The sequence below is a fragment of the Methyloversatilis sp. genome (assembly GCF_030698125.1).
GTDB lineage: Bacteria > Pseudomonadota > Gammaproteobacteria > Burkholderiales > Rhodocyclaceae > Methyloversatilis.
Genome location: NZ_JAUYNV010000020.1, coordinates 1 through 20,066 on the forward strand (window position 1 = coordinate 1; position 20,066 = coordinate 20,066).

At 62.2% G+C, this 20,066-nt stretch carries 20 protein-coding genes; 19 read left to right on the plus strand and 1 reads right to left on the minus strand.

What is annotated here, in order from left to right; all coding sequences use genetic code 11:
* The 4 genes from Q8Q80_RS08865 to greA all read left to right on the plus strand — a co-directional run.
* Positions 1-122, plus strand: a 122-nt coding sequence (locus Q8Q80_RS08865) for a transposase (protein WP_305632571.1), incomplete at its 5' end; no start/stop codon positions are given.
* 163 nt (positions 123-285) lie between these two features.
* A complete protein-coding gene (carA, locus tag Q8Q80_RS08870) occupies positions 286-1,428 on the plus strand; it encodes a glutamine-hydrolyzing carbamoyl-phosphate synthase small subunit (RefSeq protein WP_305632572.1) in 1,143 nt (380 codons plus the stop codon).
* Positions 1,429-1,509: 81 nt separating this feature from the next.
* Complete coding sequence (gene carB, locus Q8Q80_RS08875; RefSeq protein ID WP_305632573.1) at positions 1,510-4,725, plus strand: carbamoyl-phosphate synthase large subunit; 3,216 nt, start codon at positions 1,510-1,512, stop codon at positions 4,723-4,725.
* Between the two features lies 1 nt (position 4,726).
* Positions 4,727-5,200 (plus strand): transcription elongation factor GreA, encoded by a 474-nt coding sequence (gene greA / locus Q8Q80_RS08880; RefSeq protein WP_305632574.1) that lies wholly within the window; start codon positions 4,727-4,729, stop codon positions 5,198-5,200.
* 24 nt (positions 5,201-5,224) lie between these two features.
* Here the strand turns inward: greA and Q8Q80_RS08885 are convergent, their stop codons facing one another.
* Positions 5,225-5,680, minus strand: coding sequence for a YhbY family RNA-binding protein (locus Q8Q80_RS08885; protein ID WP_305632575.1), 456 nt, complete (start codon positions 5,678-5,680; stop codon positions 5,225-5,227).
* 34 nt (positions 5,681-5,714) lie between these two features.
* Here Q8Q80_RS08885 and Q8Q80_RS08890 point away from each other — a divergent pair, with 34 nt between their 5' ends.
* The 15 genes from Q8Q80_RS08890 to Q8Q80_RS08960 all read left to right on the plus strand — a co-directional run bounded on the left by Q8Q80_RS08890 (position 5,715) and on the right by Q8Q80_RS08960 (position 20,034).
* Complete coding sequence (locus tag Q8Q80_RS08890; protein ID WP_305632576.1) at positions 5,715-6,347, plus strand: RlmE family RNA methyltransferase; 633 nt, start codon at positions 5,715-5,717, stop codon at positions 6,345-6,347.
* A 103-nt stretch (positions 6,348-6,450) separates the two neighbouring features.
* A complete protein-coding gene (gene ftsH, locus Q8Q80_RS08895; RefSeq protein WP_305632577.1) occupies positions 6,451-8,337 on the plus strand; it encodes an ATP-dependent zinc metalloprotease FtsH in 1,887 nt (628 codons plus the stop codon).
* 63 nt (positions 8,338-8,400) lie between these two features.
* The gene (gene folP / locus Q8Q80_RS08900; protein ID WP_305632578.1) at positions 8,401-9,270 is read left to right on the plus strand and encodes a dihydropteroate synthase; all 870 of its coding nucleotides are present in this window, start codon (positions 8,401-8,403) and stop codon (positions 9,268-9,270) included.
* Positions 9,271-10,626: a phosphoglucosamine mutase gene (gene glmM, locus Q8Q80_RS08905; protein WP_305632579.1), complete on the plus strand. Its 1,356-nt coding sequence runs from the start codon at positions 9,271-9,273 to the stop codon at positions 10,624-10,626.
* Between the two features lie 131 nt (positions 10,627-10,757).
* Positions 10,758-12,029 (plus strand): O-acetylhomoserine aminocarboxypropyltransferase/cysteine synthase family protein, encoded by a 1,272-nt coding sequence (locus Q8Q80_RS08910; RefSeq protein ID WP_305632581.1) that lies wholly within the window; start codon positions 10,758-10,760, stop codon positions 12,027-12,029.
* A 113-nt stretch (positions 12,030-12,142) separates the two neighbouring features.
* A complete protein-coding gene (locus Q8Q80_RS08915; protein WP_305632582.1) occupies positions 12,143-13,141 on the plus strand; it encodes a PstS family phosphate ABC transporter substrate-binding protein in 999 nt (332 codons plus the stop codon).
* A gap of 106 nt (positions 13,142-13,247) precedes the next feature.
* A complete protein-coding gene (pstC, locus tag Q8Q80_RS08920; RefSeq protein ID WP_371132734.1) occupies positions 13,248-14,171 on the plus strand; it encodes a phosphate ABC transporter permease subunit PstC in 924 nt (307 codons plus the stop codon).
* 1 nt (position 14,172) lies between these two features.
* Positions 14,173-15,105: a phosphate ABC transporter permease PstA gene (gene pstA / locus Q8Q80_RS08925; RefSeq protein ID WP_305632583.1), complete on the plus strand. Its 933-nt coding sequence runs from the start codon at positions 14,173-14,175 to the stop codon at positions 15,103-15,105.
* A 37-nt stretch (positions 15,106-15,142) separates the two neighbouring features.
* Positions 15,143-15,928 carry a phosphate ABC transporter ATP-binding protein PstB gene (gene pstB / locus Q8Q80_RS08930; protein ID WP_305632584.1) on the plus strand — a complete coding sequence of 262 codons (786 nt, stop codon included), beginning with the start codon at positions 15,143-15,145 and terminating at the stop codon, positions 15,926-15,928.
* Between the two features lie 91 nt (positions 15,929-16,019).
* Positions 16,020-16,775, plus strand: a complete 756-nt coding sequence (gene tpiA / locus Q8Q80_RS08935; RefSeq protein WP_305632585.1) for a triose-phosphate isomerase — start codon at positions 16,020-16,022, stop codon at positions 16,773-16,775.
* 9 nt (positions 16,776-16,784) lie between these two features.
* Positions 16,785-17,150, plus strand: coding sequence for a preprotein translocase subunit SecG (gene secG, locus Q8Q80_RS08940; protein ID WP_305611786.1), 366 nt, complete (start codon positions 16,785-16,787; stop codon positions 17,148-17,150).
* Between the two features lie 146 nt (positions 17,151-17,296).
* Positions 17,297-17,653 carry an NADH-quinone oxidoreductase subunit A gene (locus Q8Q80_RS08945; protein WP_069039991.1) on the plus strand — a complete coding sequence of 119 codons (357 nt, stop codon included), beginning with the start codon at positions 17,297-17,299 and terminating at the stop codon, positions 17,651-17,653.
* Between the two features lie 50 nt (positions 17,654-17,703).
* Positions 17,704-18,180, plus strand: a complete 477-nt coding sequence (locus tag Q8Q80_RS08950) for an NADH-quinone oxidoreductase subunit B family protein (RefSeq protein WP_018411439.1) — start codon at positions 17,704-17,706, stop codon at positions 18,178-18,180.
* Between the two features lie 5 nt (positions 18,181-18,185).
* Positions 18,186-18,788 (plus strand): NADH-quinone oxidoreductase subunit C, encoded by a 603-nt coding sequence (locus tag Q8Q80_RS08955; protein ID WP_305632586.1) that lies wholly within the window; start codon positions 18,186-18,188, stop codon positions 18,786-18,788.
* Positions 18,781-20,034 (plus strand): NADH-quinone oxidoreductase subunit D, encoded by a 1,254-nt coding sequence (locus Q8Q80_RS08960; protein WP_305632587.1) that lies wholly within the window; start codon positions 18,781-18,783, stop codon positions 20,032-20,034. Before Q8Q80_RS08955 ends, Q8Q80_RS08960 begins: the two co-directional genes overlap by 8 nt.
* Positions 20,035-20,066: the final 32 nt, after the last annotated feature.

Here is a 20,066-nt window from a genome sequence, read left to right on the forward strand (position 1 = left end):
TGGTCGAGCGCTTCTTCAACCGCATCAAGCAATTCAGACGCATCGCCACGCGATACGACAAACTCGCTCAGTCCTTCCTGTCCTTCGTTCATCTCGCTTGCGCATTCGTCTGGTTGGCATAATTGAGAACAGACCCTAGCGGTCGGCGGCCGCGAAATTGCGCGGCGCACCACCGGCAGGTATAATTCGAAAATCAGCGGGAGCGCCCAAACCGGCGTCTCCCGCTTCGCATATGTGGCGCTTGCGTGCGCCGCCGTCCCCCGAACAGATTTCAGGAGTTATTACGTGTCCGCCCATGCGCCCGCGCTGCTCGCACTCGCCGATGGATCTGTCTTTCACGGCAAAAGCATCGGAGCGGAAACGATCACCACGGGCGAGGTGGTGTTCAACACCGCGATGACCGGCTATCAGGAAATCCTGACAGACCCGAGCTACACCCGCCAGATCGTCACGCTGACCTATCCGCATATCGGCAACACCGGCATCAACCATGAAGACGTCGAAGCCAGCCGCGTATTTGCCGCCGGTCTGGTCATCCGCGACCTGCCGCTGCGCTCGTCCAACTTCCGCAGTCACCAGACACTGGATGCCTATCTGCGGGAGCAGGGCATTCCCGGCATCGCCAACATCGATACCCGCAAGCTGACCCGCGTGCTGCGCGAAAAGGGCGCCCAGAGCGGCTGTCTGATGGCCGGCAAGGTCGATGCCGCCGAGGCGGTCGCCCAGGCGAAGGCGTTCGCCGGCCTGTCCGGCATGGATCTGGCGAAAGTCGTCAGCGCCACCGAGCCTTACGAATGGACCGAGGGCGAGTGGCAACTTGGCCGCGGTTTCGTGAAGCCGGTCGCCACTCCGCGCCACGTTGTGGCCTACGATTTCGGCGTCAAGCGGAACATCCTGCGCATGCTTGCCAGCCGCGGCTGTCGGCTGACCGTGGTGCCGGCGCAGACGCCGGCCGAGGTGGTGCTGGCGATGAAACCGGACGGCGTTTTCCTGTCGAACGGCCCGGGAGATCCGGAACCCTGCGATTACGCGGTATCTGCCATCCGGACTTTCCTCGATCGCAAGATTCCGACCTTCGGCATCTGCCTCGGCCATCAGCTGATGGGCCTCGCTGCCGGTGCCAGAACGTTGAAGATGAAATTCGGCCACCATGGTGCGAATCATCCGGTGAAGGACAACGATTCCGGCCGTGTGCTGATCACCAGCCAGAATCACGGCTTTGCAGTGGATCCGGCGACGCTGCCGGCCAACGTGCGGGTCACCCATGTATCGCTGTTCGACGGCAGCCTGCAGGGCATGGCCTGGACCGACCGCCCGGCGTTCTGTTTTCAGGGCCACCCGGAAGCCAGCCCGGGGCCGCACGATGTTGCGTATCTGTTCGACCGTTTCGTAAGGATGATGGAGGAGGGGCCAGGGAAGAGCGGCTAGGGGCTGGAGAGCATGCGGCGGCGACGCCGCCCCGACGTTTCCCCTAGACCCTGAACCCTCGTCCCGGCCCCTCAAAGACAAATGCCAAAACGTACAGACATTCAATCCATCCTGATCATCGGCGCCGGCCCCATCGTCATCGGCCAGGCCTGTGAATTCGACTACTCGGGCGCCCAGGCCTGCAAGGCCCTGCGCGAAGAGGGTTACCGCGTCGTGCTGGTCAACAGCAATCCGGCGACCATCATGACCGACCCGGGCATGGCGGATGTAACCTACATCGAGCCCATCACGTGGCAGATGGTCGAAAAAATCATCGAAAAGGAGCGCCCCGATGCGCTGCTGCCGACCATGGGCGGTCAGACTGCGCTGAACTGTGCGCTCGATCTCGCCCGGCACGGCGTGCTCGACAAGTACAAGGTTGAACTGATCGGCGCCAAGCAGGAGGCGATCGACAAGGCCGAGGATCGCGAGAAGTTCAAGCGCGCGATGACGAAGATCGGGCTGGGATCGGCACGCTCGGGTATCGCCCACTCGCTGGAAGAGGCGCTTCAGGTGCAGGCCAGCATCGGCTTCCCCGCCATCATCCGCCCGTCCTTCACGATGGGCGGCAGCGGCGGCGGCATCGCCTACAACCACGAGGAATTCGTCGAAATCTGCAAGCGCGGGCTCGAAGCGTCACCGACCAGCGAACTACTGATCGAGGAATCGCTGCTCGGCTGGAAGGAATTCGAGATGGAGGTCGTGCGCGACAGCGCCGACAACTGCATCATCGTGTGTTCGATCGAAAACCTCGATCCGATGGGCGTGCACACCGGCGACTCGATCACCGTGGCGCCGGCGCAGACGCTGACCGACCGCGAGTACCAGATCATGCGCAACGCGTCGATCGCGGTGCTGCGCGAAATCGGCGTCGATACCGGCGGATCGAACGTGCAGTTTTCGATCAATCCGGAAGACGGCCGGATGATCGTCATCGAAATGAACCCGCGCGTGTCGCGTTCTTCTGCGCTGGCATCCAAGGCGACCGGTTTTCCGATCGCCAAGATCGCCGCCAAGCTGGCCGTGGGTTTCACACTCGACGAACTGCAGAACGACATCACCGGCGGCGCGACACCCGCGTCCTTCGAGCCGTCGATCGACTACGTGGTCACCAAGATTCCACGCTTCGCGTTCGAGAAGTTTCCGCAGGCCAATGACCGCCTGACCACGCAGATGAAGTCGGTCGGCGAAGTCATGGCCATGGGCCGCAGCTTCCAGGAATCGATGCAGAAAGCACTGCGCGGTCTGGAAGTCGGCGTCTATGGTTTCGACGAGATCGAATCCGACCCTGACGAGATGGAGCGCGAACTGGCGCTGCCCGGCCCCAACCGCATCTGGTACGTGGGTCAGGCCTTCCGCGACGGCATGAGCCTGGATGCGGTGCATCAGCTGACCAAGATCGACCCGTGGTTCCTGGCCCAGATCGAAGACATCATCCTGACCGAGCGTGCCTTTTTCGGCCGCAGCCTGAAGAGCGTCGACGCCGCGACGATGCGCGACCTCAAGCGCAAGGGTTTTGCCGACCGCCGGCTGGCCCGGCTGTTCCAGTGCGACGAAACCGCGCTCCGCCTGCACCGGCAGACGCTGGGCGTGCGCCCTGTATACAAGCGGGTGGATACCTGCGCGGCGGAATTCGCGACCGACACCGCGTACATGTATTCGACCTATGAGGACGAATGCGAATCCAACCCGACGTCGGCGCGCAAGATCATGGTGCTCGGCGGAGGCCCGAACCGTATCGGCCAGGGCATCGAATTCGACTACTGCTGCGTGCACGCGGCGCTCGCGCTGCGCGAGGATGGCTTCGAAACCATCATGGTCAATTGCAACCCCGAAACCGTATCGACCGACTACGACACCTCGGACCGGCTGTACTTCGAGCCACTGACGCTGGAAGACGTGCTGGAAATCGTCGCCATCGAGAAACCGGTCGGCGTCATCGTGCAGTTCGGCGGCCAGACGCCGCTGAAGCTGGCGCGCGACCTTGAAGCCAATGGCGTGCCCATCATCGGCACCAGCCCGGACATGATCGATGCCGCGGAAGACCGCGAGCGCTTCCAGAAGCTTCTGCAGGAACTGGGGCTCAGGCAGCCGCCGAACCGCACGGCGCGGGCCGAAGACCAGGCGGTGCGTCTGGCAGCCGAAATCGGCTACCCGCTGGTGGTGCGTCCGAGCTATGTGCTGGGCGGCCGGGCGATGGAAATCGTGCATCAGCAGTCCGACCTGGAGCGGTACATGCGCGAGGCGGTCAAGGTGAGCAACGACTCGCCGGTGCTGCTGGATCGCTTCCTGAACGATGCCACCGAAGTCGACGTCGATGCCTTTTCGGATGGCACCCAGGTGATCATCGGCGGCATCATGGAGCACATCGAACAGGCGGGCGTGCATTCGGGCGATTCGGCCTGCTCGCTGCCGCCCTTCTCGCTCACGCCGGAACTGTGCGACGAACTGCGGCGCCAGACCGAGCTGATGGCGCGCGGCCTGAACGTGGTCGGCCTGATGAATGTGCAGTTCGCGATCCAGCGAGATGCGTCGGGTGACACCGTCTATGTGCTGGAAGTGAATCCGCGTGCGTCGCGTACCGTGCCTTTCGTATCCAAGGCCTGCGGCCTGCCGCTGGCCAAGATCGCCGCGCGCTGCATGGCCGGTCGTTCGCTCGCCGATCAGGGCGTGACGCGCGAAGTCGTGCCGCCGTACTTCTCGGTCAAGGAAGCGGTGTTCCCCTTCGTCAAGTTCCCGGGTGTGGACACCATCCTGGGTCCGGAAATGAAATCGACCGGTGAAGTGATGGGCGTGGGTCGCACCTTCGGCGAAGCCTTCGTCAAAAGTCAGCTGGCGGCCGGCGTCAAGCTGCCGCGCAGCGGCAAGGCCTTCATTTCGGTACGTCCGGCGGACAAGCCCAAGGCGGTCGATGTGGCCCGCGAGTTGCACGAACTTGGCTTCACGCTGGCCGCCACACGCGGCACCGCGGCCGCGATTGCGGCCGCCGGTCTGCCGGTGACCGCCGTGAACAAGGTGAACGAAGGCCGCCCGCACATCGTCGACATGATCAAGAATGATGAAATCACTTTCATCGTGAATACCGTGGATGAAAAGCGCAGTGCGATCAACGACTCGCGTTCCATCCGCACCAGCGCGCTGGCCAGCCGGGTGACCCTGTTCACGACGGTTGAAGGGGCGCGTGCCGCGTGTGCGGGCATGCGTATTTCCGAACTCGAAACTTACGCGCTGCAGGCCCTGCATGCGCAGATGGGCTGACATGAGCGTACCTCTTACCGTGGCCGGTGCCGAAAAGCTGAAGCTGGAGCTGCATCGCCTGAAAACCGTCGATCGTCCGGGCGTCATCGCCGCGATTGCCGAAGCGCGCTCGCACGGCGATCTGTCTGAAAACGCCGAGTACGACGCGGCGAAGGAACGGCAGGGCTTTGTCGAGGGGCGCATTCAGGAAATCGAGGGCAAGCTTGCCAATGCGCTGGTCATCGATCCGAAGACGCTGGACGCGGAAGGCCGCGTGGTCTTTGGCGCAACCGTCGATCTGGAGGATGTCGAAGCCGGCAAACCGGTCAGCTACCAGATCGTCGGCGACGATGAAGCCGACCTGAAGGCCGGCATGATTTCAGTGAATTCGCCGATAGCCCGTGCTCTGATCGGCAAGTACGCAGGCGATATGGCCGAGGTGCAGGCACCGGGCGGCGTGCGCGAGTATGAAATCGTGGATGTGCGCTACGTCTGAGCGACCGCCGTCGCGGCCGGGTGATTACCGGCCGCGCGCCTTGAAGGTGCTGGCGGGTTTGGCGTTGCGCGCCACTCCGCGTCGGCCGGCGACCGGCTTGGCGGGTTTGCTGCGCGTAGGGACCGGTTTGCCGGCCGCAGGCTTGTCGCCCGCATTGGCGCGCGTCTTGCGCACCGGCGCCGCAGGCGGTGTCGCCACGACGTGCAGTGCCGGATTCGGGCGGTACAGCACGAGAATGTTCCCGATGCGCTGGATCGGCGCTGCGCCGAGCGCCTCGCAGGCTGCGGTCAGCCAGGCGTCGCGCTGTTCGCGCTCGGCATCGAACACCCTGACCTTGATCAGTTCGTGCGAATTCAGCGCGAGCTCGATTTCCTTCAGCACGGCGTCCGTCAGCCCGTTCTGGGCAATCATCACGACCGGTTTGAGCGGATGGGCGCTTGCGCGAAGGGCGCGACGTTCGTCTGGCGAAAGAGTCAACATGTACTTGATCCGTAAAGGCGCGCAAGTCTAAGTCATGGCAAAGAACAAAACCAGCCGCCAGTGGGTGCACGACCACATCAACGATCCTTACGTCAAGCAGGCTCAGGCGCAGGGCTATCGTTCGCGCGCCGCCTTCAAGCTGCTGCAGATCGACGAGCGCGATCGCCTGCTCGGCCCCGGCAAGGTGGTGGTCGATCTGGGCAGCACGCCCGGCGGCTGGTCACAGGTGGCGGCCAGGAAGGCCATGCCGGGGGGGCGCGTCATCGCGCTCGACCTGCTGCCGATGGAGCCGGTGACCGGTGTCCATTTCATCCAGGGCGATTTTCGCGAAGACGAAACGCTCCTTCAGCTGGTGTCTGCACTGGAAGGACGGCCGGTCGGGCTTGTTTTGTCGGATATGGCCCCCAACCTGACCGGAATAGCGTTGACCGACCAGGCCCGTTCGATCCATCTGCTGGAACTGGCGCTGGAGTTTTCCCGTGAATATCTGAAGAGCGGCGGCGATATGCTCGTAAAGGTGTTCCAGGGCACCGGCTTCGATGCATTGCGGCGCGACATGGAACAGCTTTTCGATACCGTGTCGGTGCGAAAACCTGACAGTTCGCGCGACCGTAGTGCAGAGGTGTATCTTCTGTGTCGCGGCAGGCGCGGCGAGCCGTCTGCCTGAAAAGTCGTGCCCCGGACCCGGAACATAAAGCGCTTGGGTTGGTCTGTCTGTTGCTGCATTGATCCGGCCGGTTCCCCGGCCATCGTGATACTGAGGAACTGCCTTGAACAACATGTTCAAAAACCTAGCAATCTGGCTCGTGATCGGCATCGTGCTGATGACGGTTTTCAACCAGTTCAACCAGCGCCAGACTGCACAGGGCACCATCGAGTACTCTGAATTCCTTGACGAGGTCAAGGCAGGGCGCATTGCGAAGGTTGAAATCCAGGGCCGGACGCTGAATGCTGCGACCGTGGATGGCAAGCGCATCACCTCCTACGCACCGCCGCAGGACATCTGGCTGGTCAGCGATCTGCTGAAGAGCAATGTCAAGGTGGTCGCGAAACCGGAGGAAGAGCAGAGCTTCCTGATGAGCATTTTCGTGTCGTGGTTCCCGATGCTGCTGCTGATCGGCGTCTGGATCTTCTTCATGCGTCAGATGCAGGGTGGCGGCCGTGGCGGCGCATTCTCGTTCGGCAAGTCAAAGGCCCGGCTGCTCGATGAATCGACCAATACCATCACGTTCGTCGATGTCGCGGGCTGCGACGAGGCGAAGGAAGAGGTGGTCGAGCTGGTCGAATTCCTGCGTGATCCGTCGAAATTCCAGAAATTGGGCGGCCGCATTCCGAAAGGCGTTCTGCTGGTGGGGTCACCGGGTACCGGCAAGACATTGCTTGCAAAGGCGATCGCCGGAGAAGCCAAGGTGCCCTTCTTCTCGATCTCGGGCTCGGATTTCGTTGAAATGTTCGTCGGCGTGGGCGCGGCGCGCGTGCGCGACATGTTCGAACAGGCCAAGAAGCAGGCGCCCTGCATCATCTTCATTGACGAAATCGACGCGGTCGGTCGTCAGCGCGGCGCCGGCATGGGTGGCGGCAATGACGAACGCGAACAGACGCTGAATCAGCTGCTGGTCGAAATGGATGGCTTCGAAGGCCAGACGGGTGTCATCGTGATTGCTGCGACCAATCGCCCGGATGTGCTTGATCCTGCGTTGCTGCGCCCGGGTCGCTTCGACCGTCAGGTCGTGGTCCCGCTGCCGGACATCCGCGGTCGCGAACAGATTCTCGCTGTGCACATGCGCAAGGTGCCGCTGGCGCCTGACGTCAAGGCGGAAATCATCGCCCGCGGTACGCCGGGTTTCTCCGGTGCCGACCTGGCCAACCTGGTCAATGAAGCGGCGCTGTTCGCTGCGCGCGGCAACAAGCGCGTGGTCGACATGGAAGACTTCGAACGCGCCAAGGACAAGATCATCATGGGCGCCGAGCGCCGTACGATGGTCATGGACGAGGAAGAGAAGCGCAATACCGCGTATCACGAGTCCGGTCACGCAGTGGTCGGCATGCTGCTTCCCAAGTGCGATCCGGTGCACAAGGTGACGATCATTCCGCGCGGCCGTGCGCTGGGCGTGACCATGTCGCTGCCCGAGAAGGACCGCTACAGCTACGACAAGGAATACTGCCTGCAGCTCATTTCGATGATGTTGTCGGGTCGCATCGCCGAAGAAATCTTCATGCACCAGATGACCAACGGTGCGGCGAACGACTTCCAGCGCGCGACCGATCTGGCTCGCAGGATGGTGACGCAGTGGGGCATGTCGGATCTGATGGGCGCCATGGTGTATGGCGAGGAGGAGGGCGAGGTGTTCCTCGGCCGGTCGATGGCCACCCACCGCAACATGTCGGAAACGACCATGCAGCGGGTGGACGCCGAAATCCGCCGCATCATCGATGACCGCTATGGCGAAGCCCGCCGCCTCCTCGAAGAGAACCGCGACAAGGTCGAGGCGATGACCCAGGCGCTGCTGGATTTCGAAACCATCGACGCCGATCAGATCGACGACGTGATGAACAGTCGGCCGGTGCGCCCGCCGAAGCCGACCTCACGTCCGCCGAAGCCGTCGGCCGACAGCAACACGCCGGGCGCTGCCCCGAGTGCCGCTGCACCGGCCTGATCGCCGCGGATTGCTGTAACCCCGACCGGAGGCTGATGCCTCCGGTTTTCTTTTGTGAGCGCCATGAACACACCTTCCGCCGCCCGAAGCTTCCACTGCGGTGACTACCGCCTTCCTCTCGACCGCCCGCTGATCATGGGCATCATCAATGCCACACCGGATTCCTTCTCGGGCGATGGCGTGGCCTTCGACCTTGTGCGGGCCGTTGCCCAGGCGGAGCAGTTCATCGCCGATGGGGCGGACGTGCTCGACATTGGTGGCGAGTCGACCCGTCCGGGGTCCGATCCCGTGTCGATTGAGGAAGAGTTGTGTCGGGTTGTTCCGGTCATCGAAGCGCTGTCCGGTCTGGGCGTGCCACTGTCGATCGACAGCTGGAAACCGGAGGTGATGCGGGCTGCACTGGCGGCGGGTGCGTCGCTGGTCAATGACATCAATGGCTTGCGTGCGCCCGGCGCGCTCGACGTCGTCGCGGCGACCGACGCCGGCGTGTGCATCATGCACATGCAGGGCACGCCACAAACCATGCAGGTTTCGCCGAGTTATGCCGATGTATGCGGTGAAGTGACTGATTTCCTTCTGCAAAGCGCCCAGCGGGCGCAGGATGCAGGGGTTGACCGGTCACGGATCATGCTCGATCCGGGTTTCGGTTTCGGCAAGACTTCGGCGCACAACCTGGCGTTGCTCCAGGGACTGACCGAACTTTCCCGATGCGGTTACCCGTTGCTGGTCGGTCTGTCGCGTAAATCCGTGCTCGGGCGGCTGACCGGTCGTCCGGTCACGGATCGAGTGGCTGCCAGTGTGGCGGCGGCGCTTGCATCCGTTGCACGGGGTGCATGGATGGTGCGGGTACACGATGTGGCGGCGACGCGCGATGCGCTGGCCGTCTGGCAGGTCGCCGGGGTGTTCCCGGCGCGCCCCTCAGGAGAAAACTAGATGTCGAGACGTTATTTCGGTACCGATGGCGTGCGTGGCCGTGTCGGTCAGGCCCCAATCACCCCCGATTTCGTGATGCGGTTGGGCTATGCCGCCGGACGCGTGCTGGTGGCGACCGAGCATCTGCCGGCCGGCGAGCACCCTGCGGTGCTGATCGGCAAGGACACGCGGGTGTCGGGCTACATGCTCGAAGCGGCGCTTGAAGCAGGTTTTGCTGCAGCCGGCGTCGATACCGTGCTGGCCAAGGTGGTGCCGACGCCAGCGGTCGCCTATCTGACGCGCGCGCTGCGCCTGCAGGCGGGCGTCGTGATCAGCGCGTCGCACAACCCGTTCGAAGATAACGGGATCAAGTTCTTCTCCGCGCGCGGCACCAAGTTGCCCGACGAGGTCGAACTGCAGATCGAGGCACTGCTCGACGAGCCGATGGGTTGCATGGAGTCGTCGCGACTGGGCAAGGCGCGCCGCATCGAGGATGCACCGGGTCGCTACATCGAATTCTGCAAGAGCACGTTCCCGACCGAGCTCGATCTGCGCGGCCTGAAGATTGCGCTCGACTGCGCGCACGGGGCGGCGTATTCGATCGCGCCCAAGGTGTTCCACGAACTGGGTGCCGAAGTCGTCTGCGTGGGGTGCAGCCCGAACGGCATGAACATCAATGATGGTGTGGGGGCCACGGCGCCGGCATCGTTGTCCGAGGCGGTGCGCACCTACGGCGCGGATATCGGCATCGCGCTGGATGGTGACGCCGATCGCTTGATGATGTGCGACGCCTCCGGCCGCATCTACGACGGCGACGAACTGTTGTACGTGATCGCCGGCCAGCGGCTGCGCGAAGGCCGGCTGAGTGGCGTCGTCGGCACGCTGATGACCAATCTGGCGCTGGAGCATGCATTGCACGAAATGGGCGTCGGTCTGGCGCGCGCCAAGGTCGGTGACCGCTACGTGCTGGAAGCGCTGCACAAGCAGGGCTGGCGTCTGGGTGGCGAGAACTCGGGTCATATCATCGATCTTGATCGCCATACGACGGGTGACGGCATCGTCGCGGCACTGCAGGTGCTCGCGGCGCTGCGCTCACAGGACATGAGTCTCGATCAGGCCTGCTCCAGGCTGAAGCTCTATCCGCAGAAGCTCGTCAATGTGAAGCTGCGCCCGGGATTCGACTGGTCCAAGGCGCCCATCATCGATCAGACGCGCATCGAAGTCGAGGGTGAACTGGCCCAGCGTGGTCGCGTGCTGCTGCGTCCGTCGGGCACCGAGCCGTTGTTGCGCGTGATGGTCGAAGGGCAGGATGCGGCGGAGGTCGGTCGGCTTGCGACGCGACTGGCCGACGTCGTCAAGTCCGCGATGGCTGCCTGACGGCACAGCGGTTTTCACTCGCAATGCCGCCTGCGCGCCTGCGGGGCGGCATTTTCTTTTGCTGCACCGCTTTTGTGCGCGATGCCGGTCGCGTGTAGATTTCCGCCCTTCACGTCAGGGAGGACACGACCATGCGTTTCGACACGCTCGCCATCCACGCAGGGTATTCGCCGGATCCGACCACCAAGGCAGTGGCGGTGCCGATCTATCAGACCACCAGCTACGCCTTCGACGACACCCAGCACGGGGCCGACCTGTTCGACCTCAAGGTCAAGGGCAATATCTACACCCGCATAATGAACCCGACCAGCGACGTGCTGGAACAGCGCGTCGCCGCGCTCGAAGGCGGCATCGGGGCGCTGGCGCTGGCTTCCGGCCAGGCGGCGATCACCTACGCGATCATGACCATCGCCGAGGCGGGCGACAACATCGTCGCCACCTCGGCGTTGTACGGCGGCACCTACAATCTGTTTGCACACACGCTGCCGCAGTACGGCATCGAGGTGCGCTTCGTCGATGCGGCCGATCCGGCCTCGGTGGCGGCGCAGATTGATGCGCGTACGAAAGCGGTGTTCTGCGAGTCGATCGGCAATCCACTCGGCAATGTGGTCGACTTCGCTGCCTTCGCCGACGTCGCGCACCGCGCCGGCGTGCCGCTGATCGTCGACAACACCGTGCCGTCGCCCTGGCTGACACGGCCGATCGAGCACGGCGCCGACATCGTCGTGCATTCACTGACCAAGTACATGGGCGGTCACGGCACCAGCCTCGGCGGCATCATCGTCGACGGTGGCCGTTTCCCATGGACCGAACACAAGGCGCGCTTTCGCCGGCTTAACGAACCGGAAGTGAGCTATCACGGCGTGATCTACACCGAGGCGCTGGGGCCGGCGGCCTACATCGGCCGGGCACGCACGGTGCCGCTGCGCAATATGGGCGCCGCGATTTCGCCGTTCAACAGCTTCCTGATACTGCAGGGACTCGAAACACTGGGGCTGCGCATGGACCGCCACTGCGAGAACGCGACCGCGGTCGCCCGATATCTGCAGTCGCATCCCAAGGTCGAGTGGGTCAATTACGCGGGGCTGCCGGACCATTCGAGCCACGGCCTGATACAACGCTACTTCGGCGGCAAGGCGTCCGGGTTGCTCACCTTCGGCGTCAAGGGCGGTATAGAGGCCGGCGCGCGCTTCCAGGACGCGCTCAAGCTGATCACCCGGCTGGTCAACATCGGCGACGCCAAGTCACTGGCCTGCCATCCGGCCTCGACCACCCACCGCCAGCTGTCGCAGGACGAGCTGAAGCGGGCCGGCGTGTCGGAAGACATGGTGCGGCTGTCGATCGGCATCGAGCACATCGACGACATCGTGGATGATCTGGAACAGGCGCTGCAGACGGTTTGACGACGCCCGGAAGGGTGGTTCGATCAATTGTTACACCTTCACATGGCTGTAACATAGTCTTCATAGACTGCGCAGGTCGCATCGAAATCGATGACACCTTACGGAGATTACTGATGAACGTACGCAAGATCGCCACCCTGACCGCTGCCCTCGGCGCCCTGTTTGCATCCAGCTCGGTGCTCGCGCAGGCCCTGGTGAAGATCGATGGGTCCAGCACCGTGTTCCCCGTGTCTGAAGCAGTTGCCGAAGAATTCCAGAAGGCGCAGAAGGGCAAGATCCGCGTGACCGTGGGTGTGTCCGGCACGGGCGGCGGTTTCAAGAAATTCTGCCGCGGCGAAACCGATATCTCGAACGCATCGCGTCCTATCCTGCAGAAGGAAATCGACGACTGCAAGGCAAATGGCGTGGAATTCGTCGAACTGCCGATCGCCTTCGATGCGTTGACAGTGGTGGTGAATCCGAAGAACGACTGGGTTGACAAGGGCGTTACCGTCAAGGAATTGAAGGCAATGTGGGAGCCGGCCGCCCAGGGCAAGATCACCAAGTGGAACCAGATCAACCCGGCATGGCCGGATCGCGCTTTGAAGCTGTTCGGCGCCGGTGCAGATTCCGGTACTTTCGATTACTTCACCGAAGCAGTGACCGGCAAGTCCAAGTCCAGTCGCGGCGATTTCACTGCGTCGGAAGACGACAATATCCTGGTGCAGGGCGTCTCGCGCGATGTCAATGCGTTGGGTTTCTTCGGTTATGCGTATTACGAAGAAAACAAGGACAAGCTCAAGGCGGTTAAGATCATTGCCGACGGTGGCAAGGACGCGGTCGGCCCCTCAATGGAAACCGTGCTCGACGGCTCCTACACGCCGCTGTCCCGCCCGATCATGATTTACATCAGCGCAAAGTCGCTGGCCAAGCCGGAAGTTCGCGAGTTCGTGGATTTCTACAACAAGGAAGGCGCCAAGCTGATTCGCGAAGTCAAGTACGTGCCGCTCCCGGCCAAGGCGTATGAATACAACCTTCAGCAGGTTGCCAAGGGCGTCAAGGGCACCAAGTTCGGAGGCGAGAACAAGGTGGGTATCACGATCGAGCAGTTGATGGCACTCGAAGCCAAGTAACAGCGGATGTAGCAGGCCCCGGAGATTGATCTTCGGGGCCTTCGTCGTTTCCATTCAGGTTGCGTCCAAGGAAGTTTTGATGAATTCAAGTGTCGCCATGGCTGGCATGCCACAGGCCCCGCTGGTGGTCAGCGATCGGCTCAAGAGAAAGCGATCCCGCCACCTGAAGGAACAGGTGATCGAGGCGATCCTGCTGTTTGCAGCGTTCGTTTCTGTATTCACTACAGTGGCCATTCTTTACGTGCTCATTTCGGAATCGATCGCGTTTTTCGAAACGGTCCCACTGATCGACTTCCTGACGGATACGCAATGGACGCCTCTGTTCGAGGACGCCCACTATGGCATCCTGCCGCTGTTGTCAGGCACGCTGACAGTGGCTGGTGTAGGCCTTCTGGTGGCCATTCCCCTCGGTACCATCATCGCAATCTACCTGTCCGAATTCGCGTCGGTCACGGTGCGCGAGACGGTGAAGCCCTTCCTTGAAATGCTCGAGGGCGTGCCAACCATCGTTTATGGCTATTTCGCGCTGCTCTTCGTGACGCCGCTCCTGCAGAAGATTTTTCCCGGGTTGCCGGGGTTCAACATGCTGTCGCCCGGCATCGTGATCGGCATCATGATCGTGCCCTACATCAGCTCGGTGACCGAGGACGCGATGCGCGCAGTGCCGATGGCCCTGCGGGAAGGCTCCTACGCGATGGGTGCGACGCGTTTCCAGACCGCCGTGCGGGTGGTGACGCCAGCGGCCATTTCCGGTATCGCCGCAGCCTACATTCTCGGTGTGTCGCGCGCAGTGGGCGAAACCATGGTGGTTGCCGTTGCGGCCGGCATGCAGCCGACCCTGACCTTCAATCCGATGGAGCCGGCGGCGACCATTACCGCCTACATCGTGCAGGTGGCACTGGGTGATCTGCCGCATGGATCGATCGGCTATCAGACCATTTTCGCCGCCGGTCTTACGCTGGTGCTGCTGACACTGCTGTTCAATGTGCTTGGCTACTGGATGCGCAAGAAGTATCGCGAGGCCTATTGATATGAACAATACAAACTCGGACAAGCTGGATCACATCCGGACCATCATCCGCCGGCACAAGCGCTGGGACATGCTGTTCGGCGTGGTGGGTCTGTCGGCCATGATGCTGTGCGTACTGACCTTGGTCGCCCTGTTCGCGCAGATGACCATCGATGGCGCCCCGAGGCTTTCGTGGGATTTCCTGACCAGCTTCCCGTCCAGGCGCTCCAGCGAGGCCGGCATATTGTCGGCCTGGGTGGGGACCTCGCTGGTCATGCTGGTGACGCTGGTCTCTGCCGTGCCCGTCGGCGTTGCGGCGGGCGTCTATCTCGAGGAATACGCCCGCAAGAACTGGGTGACCGACATCATCGAAATCAATGTGACCAATCTCGCAGGCGTGCCGTCCATCATTTACGGTCTGCTTGCGCTGGGCATCTTTGTTTACGGGTTCGGTTTCGGGCAGAGCATTCTGTCGGCCGGTCTCACGCTCGGCCTGCTCATTCTGCCAGTCGTCATCGTCGCCACCCGCGAGGCGATTCGTTCGATTCCCATCCATATCCGGGAGGGGGCGTACGCCTGCGGTTGCACGACCTGGCAACTGGTGCGCGACCACATCATCCCCTATTCCGGGTCGGGCATCCTGACCGGCGTGATCATCGGTATGGCTCGAGCCATCGGAGAGACCGCCCCCATCATCACGATCGGAGCACTCACCTTCATCGCGTTCCTGCCGACAGCGCCTTTCACCGGAGATCCGCCGGCTGGCCTGTTCGACTGGCTCTTTGCGCCCTTTACCGTGATGCCCATCCAGATGTTCAACTGGGTATCGCGCCCGGATCCCACCTTCCATTACAACGCGGCCGCAGCCGGTTTCATCCTGGTGTTCATGACGCTTGCGATGAACGGACTGGCTATCTGGCTGCGCTATCGGCTCCGCCGGAACATCAAGTGGTGAGCGCTGCCCGCCTTCCATTCAAGAACGAGACCCGAACATGAATTCAGTGACCGAAGCAAAAACGGCCATCAAGGCGGAAGTGCGCGACCTCAGTTTCCACTATGGCGCGTTCAATGCCCTCAAGGGCATCAACATGCCGGTGCATGACAAGAAGGTCACCGCCCTGATCGGCCCGTCCGGATGCGGCAAGTCCACGTTGCTGCGTTGCTTCAACCGCATGCATGACCTTTATGCGGGCAATCGTTACGAGGGCGCCATCGTATTGAATCCGGACAACACCAATCTGCTCGACGCCGACGTCGATCCGATCGAGGTACGCATGCGCATCAGCATGGTGTTCCAGAAGCCGAACCCTTTTCCGAAGTCGATCTATGAAAATGTGGCCTACGGACTGCGTGTCCGCGGGGAAACACGGCGTTCGGTGATCGATGAGCGCGTCGAGCAGGCGCTGCACGACGCAGCATTGTGGGACGAAGTGAAAAATCGTCTGAATGAGATGGGTGCCAATCTGTCCGGCGGGCAGCAGCAGCGGTTGTGCATCGCGCGCGCCTTGGCGACGGACCCGGAAATCATCCTGTTCGATGAGCCCACCTCGGCGCTGGATCCGATAGCGACTGCGAGTATCGAGGAACTGGTGACCGAGCTGAAGGACAAGGTGACCATCCTGATCGTGACGCACAACATGCAGCAGGCAGCGCGCGTCAGCGACTACACCGCCTACATGTACATGGGCGAGCTGATGGAATTCGGCCTGACCGACCAGATATTCATCAAGCCGCAGCGCAAGGAAACCGAGGACTACATCACCGGTCGATTCGGCTGACCTGCAGTCTTACGACGTGCGAACCCCGGATTTTTGCGTGTCCATGCGCTAGAATCCGGGGTTTTGCTTTTGGCAGGTGACTGTGGTGGCGATGCGAACACTGGTCGTAGGCAACTGGAAGATGCATGGCTCGCAGGCGGTAAACGCCGACCTGCTCGGGGCGTTGCGCGATGCGCCGGACCCGGGCTTCCCGGTGGCGGTCTGCGTGCCGTTTCCCTATCTGCATCAGGCGGGTACCTTGCTTGAGGGGTCCTCTGTCGGCTGGGGCGCCCAGAACCTGAGCGAACATGCGCAGTACGGCGCCTACACAGGCGAAGTGTCTGGTGCAATGTTGAAGGATTTCGACTGTCGATACGTGCTGGTCGGGCATTCCGAACGGCGCGCGCTGTACGGTGAGAGCGACGCGCTGGTCGCCGTCAAGACAGAGGCCGCGCTGACCTCCGGGCTGGTTCCGATCCTGTGTGTCGGCGAAACGCTGGACGAGCGCGAACGTGCCGTGACCGAGTCAGTGGTCGAGCGGCAGCTCACTGCAGTCCATCAGCGTATCGGAAGCGAAGCGCTGGCGCGCTGCGTGATTGCCTATGAACCGGTGTGGGCCATCGGCACCGGCGTGACGGCCACCCCGGCGCAGGCGCAGGCGGTGCACGCCTTCATTCGTGCGCGCCTTGAAACACTGTGCGGTGCAGCGGTCGCAGCGCGCACATCGATTCTTTATGGCGGTAGTGTCAAGCCGCAAAACGCAGCCGAACTTTTCAGCCAGCCTGATATTGACGGCGGTCTTATTGGCGGCGCGGCGCTGGTGGCGGGGGACTTCCTCGCCATCGTTGCAGCTGCTGCTGCATCCTGAGGTGATTTGATGGGCATCGTTTTTTCAGTCGTACTTTCGGTCCACGTTCTGGTCGGAATTGCCGTGATCGTTCTTGTGCTGTTGCAGCATGGCAAGGGCGCCGACATGGGGGCCGCGTTCGGCGGAGGTGCGTCGGGCAGCCTGTTCGGCTCGTCCGGGTCGGCCAACTTCCTCAGCCGTGCCACCGGCGCGCTGGCGGCAGTGTTCTTCTGCACCAGCCTGGGGTTGAGTTACATTGCGTCCAATCAGCCGCGCTCCGGTGCCAGTTCGGTCATCGATGCAGCCAAGGGTGTGACGGTTCCTGCCGTGCCGGCTGCGCCTCAGGCACCCGAAGCGCAGAATCCCGATTCGAAGGCTGCCGATATCCCCAAGTAGGTTTCGGCTGATGTGAAACGCGCTATACTCCGCGCGTTTCACGCTGCAGCGCAACGTGATGCAGGGGCCATCCGCCCCTGTGTCGATGCCGGCCCCGGACTACTCACCGTGTCGCCGGAACAGTTTTTACGCATGAACAACCCGTCATGTTGATCGAATATTTCCCGGTCCTTCTGTTCATCCTGATCGGTGTCGCCTTCGGTTTCGTGCCGATGCTCGCCGGCAAGCTCGTCGGGCCCAGTCGTCCCGACCCCGAAAAGCTGTCCCCCTACGAATGTGGCTTCGAGGCGTTCGAAGATACGCGGATGAAGTTCGACGTCCGCTATTACCTCGTGGCCATTCTGTTCATCCTGTTCGACCTTGAAATCGCCTTCCTCTTCCCGTGGGCCATCGTGCTCGAAGAGATCGGCATGTTCGGTTTCGTGGCGATGATGATCTTCCTCGGCATCCTCGTGGTGGGGTTTGTCTATGAATGGAAGAAGGGCGCACTAGACTGGGAATGAACGCGCTGGCTGTTCTCCCGGTACTTGCAGTTTTTTCGACGGATTGAGCGATGAGCATTGAAGGTGTACTGCAGGAAGGCTTTGTCACGACGCAGCTGGACAAGCTGATCAACTGGACGCGCACAGGTTCGCTGTGGCCGATGACTTTCGGTCTGGCCTGCTGCGCCGTCGAAATGATGCAGGCCGGTGCGTCGCGCTATGACCTTGATCGCTTCGGCATCGTGTTCCGCCCCAGCCCGCGCCAGTCCGATCTGATGATCGTTGCCGGCACGCTGTGCAACAAGATGGCGCCGGCGCTGCGCCGTGTTTACGACCAGATGCCCGAGCCGCGCTGGGTGCTGTCGATGGGGTCCTGCGCCAACGGCGGCGGCTACTACCATTATTCCTACTCCGTGGTGCGCGGCTGTGATCGCATCGTGCCGGTGGATGTCTATGTGCCGGGCTGTCCTCCGACAGCCGAGGCGTTGATTTACGGTCTGGTGCAACTGCAGAACAAGATTCGTCGCACCAGCACGATCGCGCGTTGAACATCATGAGCTCTCGGCTTGAATCCCTGCGCGAGGCATTGCTCGCGCAGTTCGGCGAACGCCTCCGGACAACGACGTCCGCGCTCGGCGAACTGACACTCGAAGTCGGTTCCGTCGACTATCACGACATGGCGCTCGCGCTGCGCGACCACGCGGACGTGCCGTTCGAACAACTGATCGACCTGTGCGGCATCGACTACTCGACGCATGCGACACGCTCTTCGGGTGCGCGCTACGCGGTGGTGTGCCACCTGATGTCGGTCACGTCCAACCTGCGCCTGCGCCTGCGCGCGCTGATCCAGGACGAAGATTTCCCGGTGATCGCGTCGGTCAACGACATCTGGCCTGCGGCCAACTGGTTCGAACGTGAAGCGTTCGACCTGTTCGGCATCATGTTCACCGGCCACGGCGACCTGCGCCGCCTGCTGACCGACTACGGATTCGTCGGCCATCCGTTCCGCAAGGATTTCCCGATTTCCGGTCACGTCGAAATGCGCTACGACCCGGACCAGAAGCGCGTCATCTATCAGCCGGTCAGCATCGCACCGCGCGAAGTCACGCCGCGCGTCGTGCGCGAAGAGAATTACGGGGACGTCGGTCATGGCTGAAATCCGCAACTACACGATGAACTTCGGGCCGCAGCATCCGGCGGCCCACGGTGTGCTGCGCCTGGTGCTCGAACTCGACGGCGAAGTCGTGCAGCGCGCCGATCCGCACATCGGACTGTTGCATCGCGGAACCGAAAAGCTGGCCGAAACGCGCACCTGGATCCAGAGCGTGCCGTACATGGACCGGCTCGACTACGTGTCGATGATGTGCAACGAGCATGCCTACTGCATGGCGATCGAGAAGCTGCTGCAGATCGAAGTGCCGGAACGTGCGCAGTACATCCGCGTCATGTTCGATGAAGTCACTCGCATCCTGAACCACCTGCTGTGGCTGGGCGCGCATGCGCTCGACGTCGGTGCAATGACGGTGTTCCTGTATGCGTTCCGCGAGCGCGAAGACCTGATGGACGCCTACGAGGCCGTGTCCGGCGCGCGTCTGCATGCCGCCTACTACCGGCCGGGCGGTGTCTATCGCGACCTGCCGGATTCGATGCCGAAGTACGAGCTGAACAAGTTCAAGAATGCCGATGCCATCAAGCGGCTGAACGAGAACCGCAGCGGTTCGATGCTCGATTTCCTGCAGGATTTCACCGACCGCTTCCCGCGCTACGTCGATGAGTACGAAACGCTGCTCACCGACAACCGCATCTGGAAGCAGCGCCTGGTCGACATCGGCATCGTGACGCCTGAACGCGCCAAGGCGCTCGGCTTCACCGGCCCGATGCTGCGCGGTTCGGGCATCGCCTGGGATCTGCGCAAGAAGCAGCCGTATGAAGTGTATGACCGCATGGATTTCGACATCCCGATCGGCACCAATGGCGACAGCTACGACCGCTACCTGGTGCGCATCGAGGAAATGCGCCAGTCGAACCGCATCATCCGTCAGTGCATCGACTGGCTGCGCGTCAATCCCGGCCCGGTCATCACCGACAACCACAAGGTGGCGCCGCCGTCGCGCGAAGCGATGAAGGGCAATATGGAAGAGCTGATCCACCACTTCAAGTTGTTCACCGAAGGCATCCATGTGCCGGAAGGCGAATGCTATGCGGCGGTGGAACACCCGAAGGGCGAGTTCGGTATCTATGCGGTGTCCGACGGCGCGAACAAGCCTTACCGGCTGAAGATTCGCGCCCCCGGCTTCGCGCATCTGGCAGCGATGGACGAAATGTCGCGCGGCCACATGATTTCCGACGTGGTCGCCATCATCGGCACGATGGATATCGTGTTCGGCGAGATCGACCGGTAAGAGATCGATGAGTGATCGATGAACATGGACAG

Coding starts and splice junctions, on each gene's coding strand:
- carB (WP_305632573.1), top strand. CDS start 1,510: ATGCCAAAACGTACAGACATTCAATCCATCCTGATCATCGGCGCCGGC.
- greA (WP_305632574.1), top strand. CDS start 4,727: ATGAGCGTACCTCTTACCGTGGCCGGTGCCGAAAAGCTGAAGCTGGAG.
- Q8Q80_RS08885 (WP_305632575.1), bottom strand. CDS start 5,680: ATGTTGACTCTTTCGCCAGACGAACGTCGCGCCCTTCGCGCAAGCGCC.
- Q8Q80_RS08890 (WP_305632576.1), top strand. CDS start 5,715: ATGGCAAAGAACAAAACCAGCCGCCAGTGGGTGCACGACCACATCAAC.
- folP (WP_305632578.1), top strand. CDS start 8,401: ATGAACACACCTTCCGCCGCCCGAAGCTTCCACTGCGGTGACTACCGC.
- glmM (WP_305632579.1), top strand. CDS start 9,271: ATGTCGAGACGTTATTTCGGTACCGATGGCGTGCGTGGCCGTGTCGGT.
- Q8Q80_RS08910 (WP_305632581.1), top strand. CDS start 10,758: ATGCGTTTCGACACGCTCGCCATCCACGCAGGGTATTCGCCGGATCCG.
- Q8Q80_RS08915 (WP_305632582.1), top strand. CDS start 12,143: ATGAACGTACGCAAGATCGCCACCCTGACCGCTGCCCTCGGCGCCCTG.
- pstC (WP_371132734.1), top strand. CDS start 13,248: ATGCCACAGGCCCCGCTGGTGGTCAGCGATCGGCTCAAGAGAAAGCGA.
- pstA (WP_305632583.1), top strand. CDS start 14,173: ATGAACAATACAAACTCGGACAAGCTGGATCACATCCGGACCATCATC.
- pstB (WP_305632584.1), top strand. CDS start 15,143: ATGAATTCAGTGACCGAAGCAAAAACGGCCATCAAGGCGGAAGTGCGC.
- tpiA (WP_305632585.1), top strand. CDS start 16,020: ATGCGAACACTGGTCGTAGGCAACTGGAAGATGCATGGCTCGCAGGCG.
- secG (WP_305611786.1), top strand. CDS start 16,785: ATGGGCATCGTTTTTTCAGTCGTACTTTCGGTCCACGTTCTGGTCGGA.
- Q8Q80_RS08945 (WP_069039991.1), top strand. CDS start 17,297: ATGTTGATCGAATATTTCCCGGTCCTTCTGTTCATCCTGATCGGTGTC.
- Q8Q80_RS08950 (WP_018411439.1), top strand. CDS start 17,704: ATGAGCATTGAAGGTGTACTGCAGGAAGGCTTTGTCACGACGCAGCTG.
- Q8Q80_RS08955 (WP_305632586.1), top strand. CDS start 18,186: ATGAGCTCTCGGCTTGAATCCCTGCGCGAGGCATTGCTCGCGCAGTTC.
- Q8Q80_RS08960 (WP_305632587.1), top strand. CDS start 18,781: ATGGCTGAAATCCGCAACTACACGATGAACTTCGGGCCGCAGCATCCG.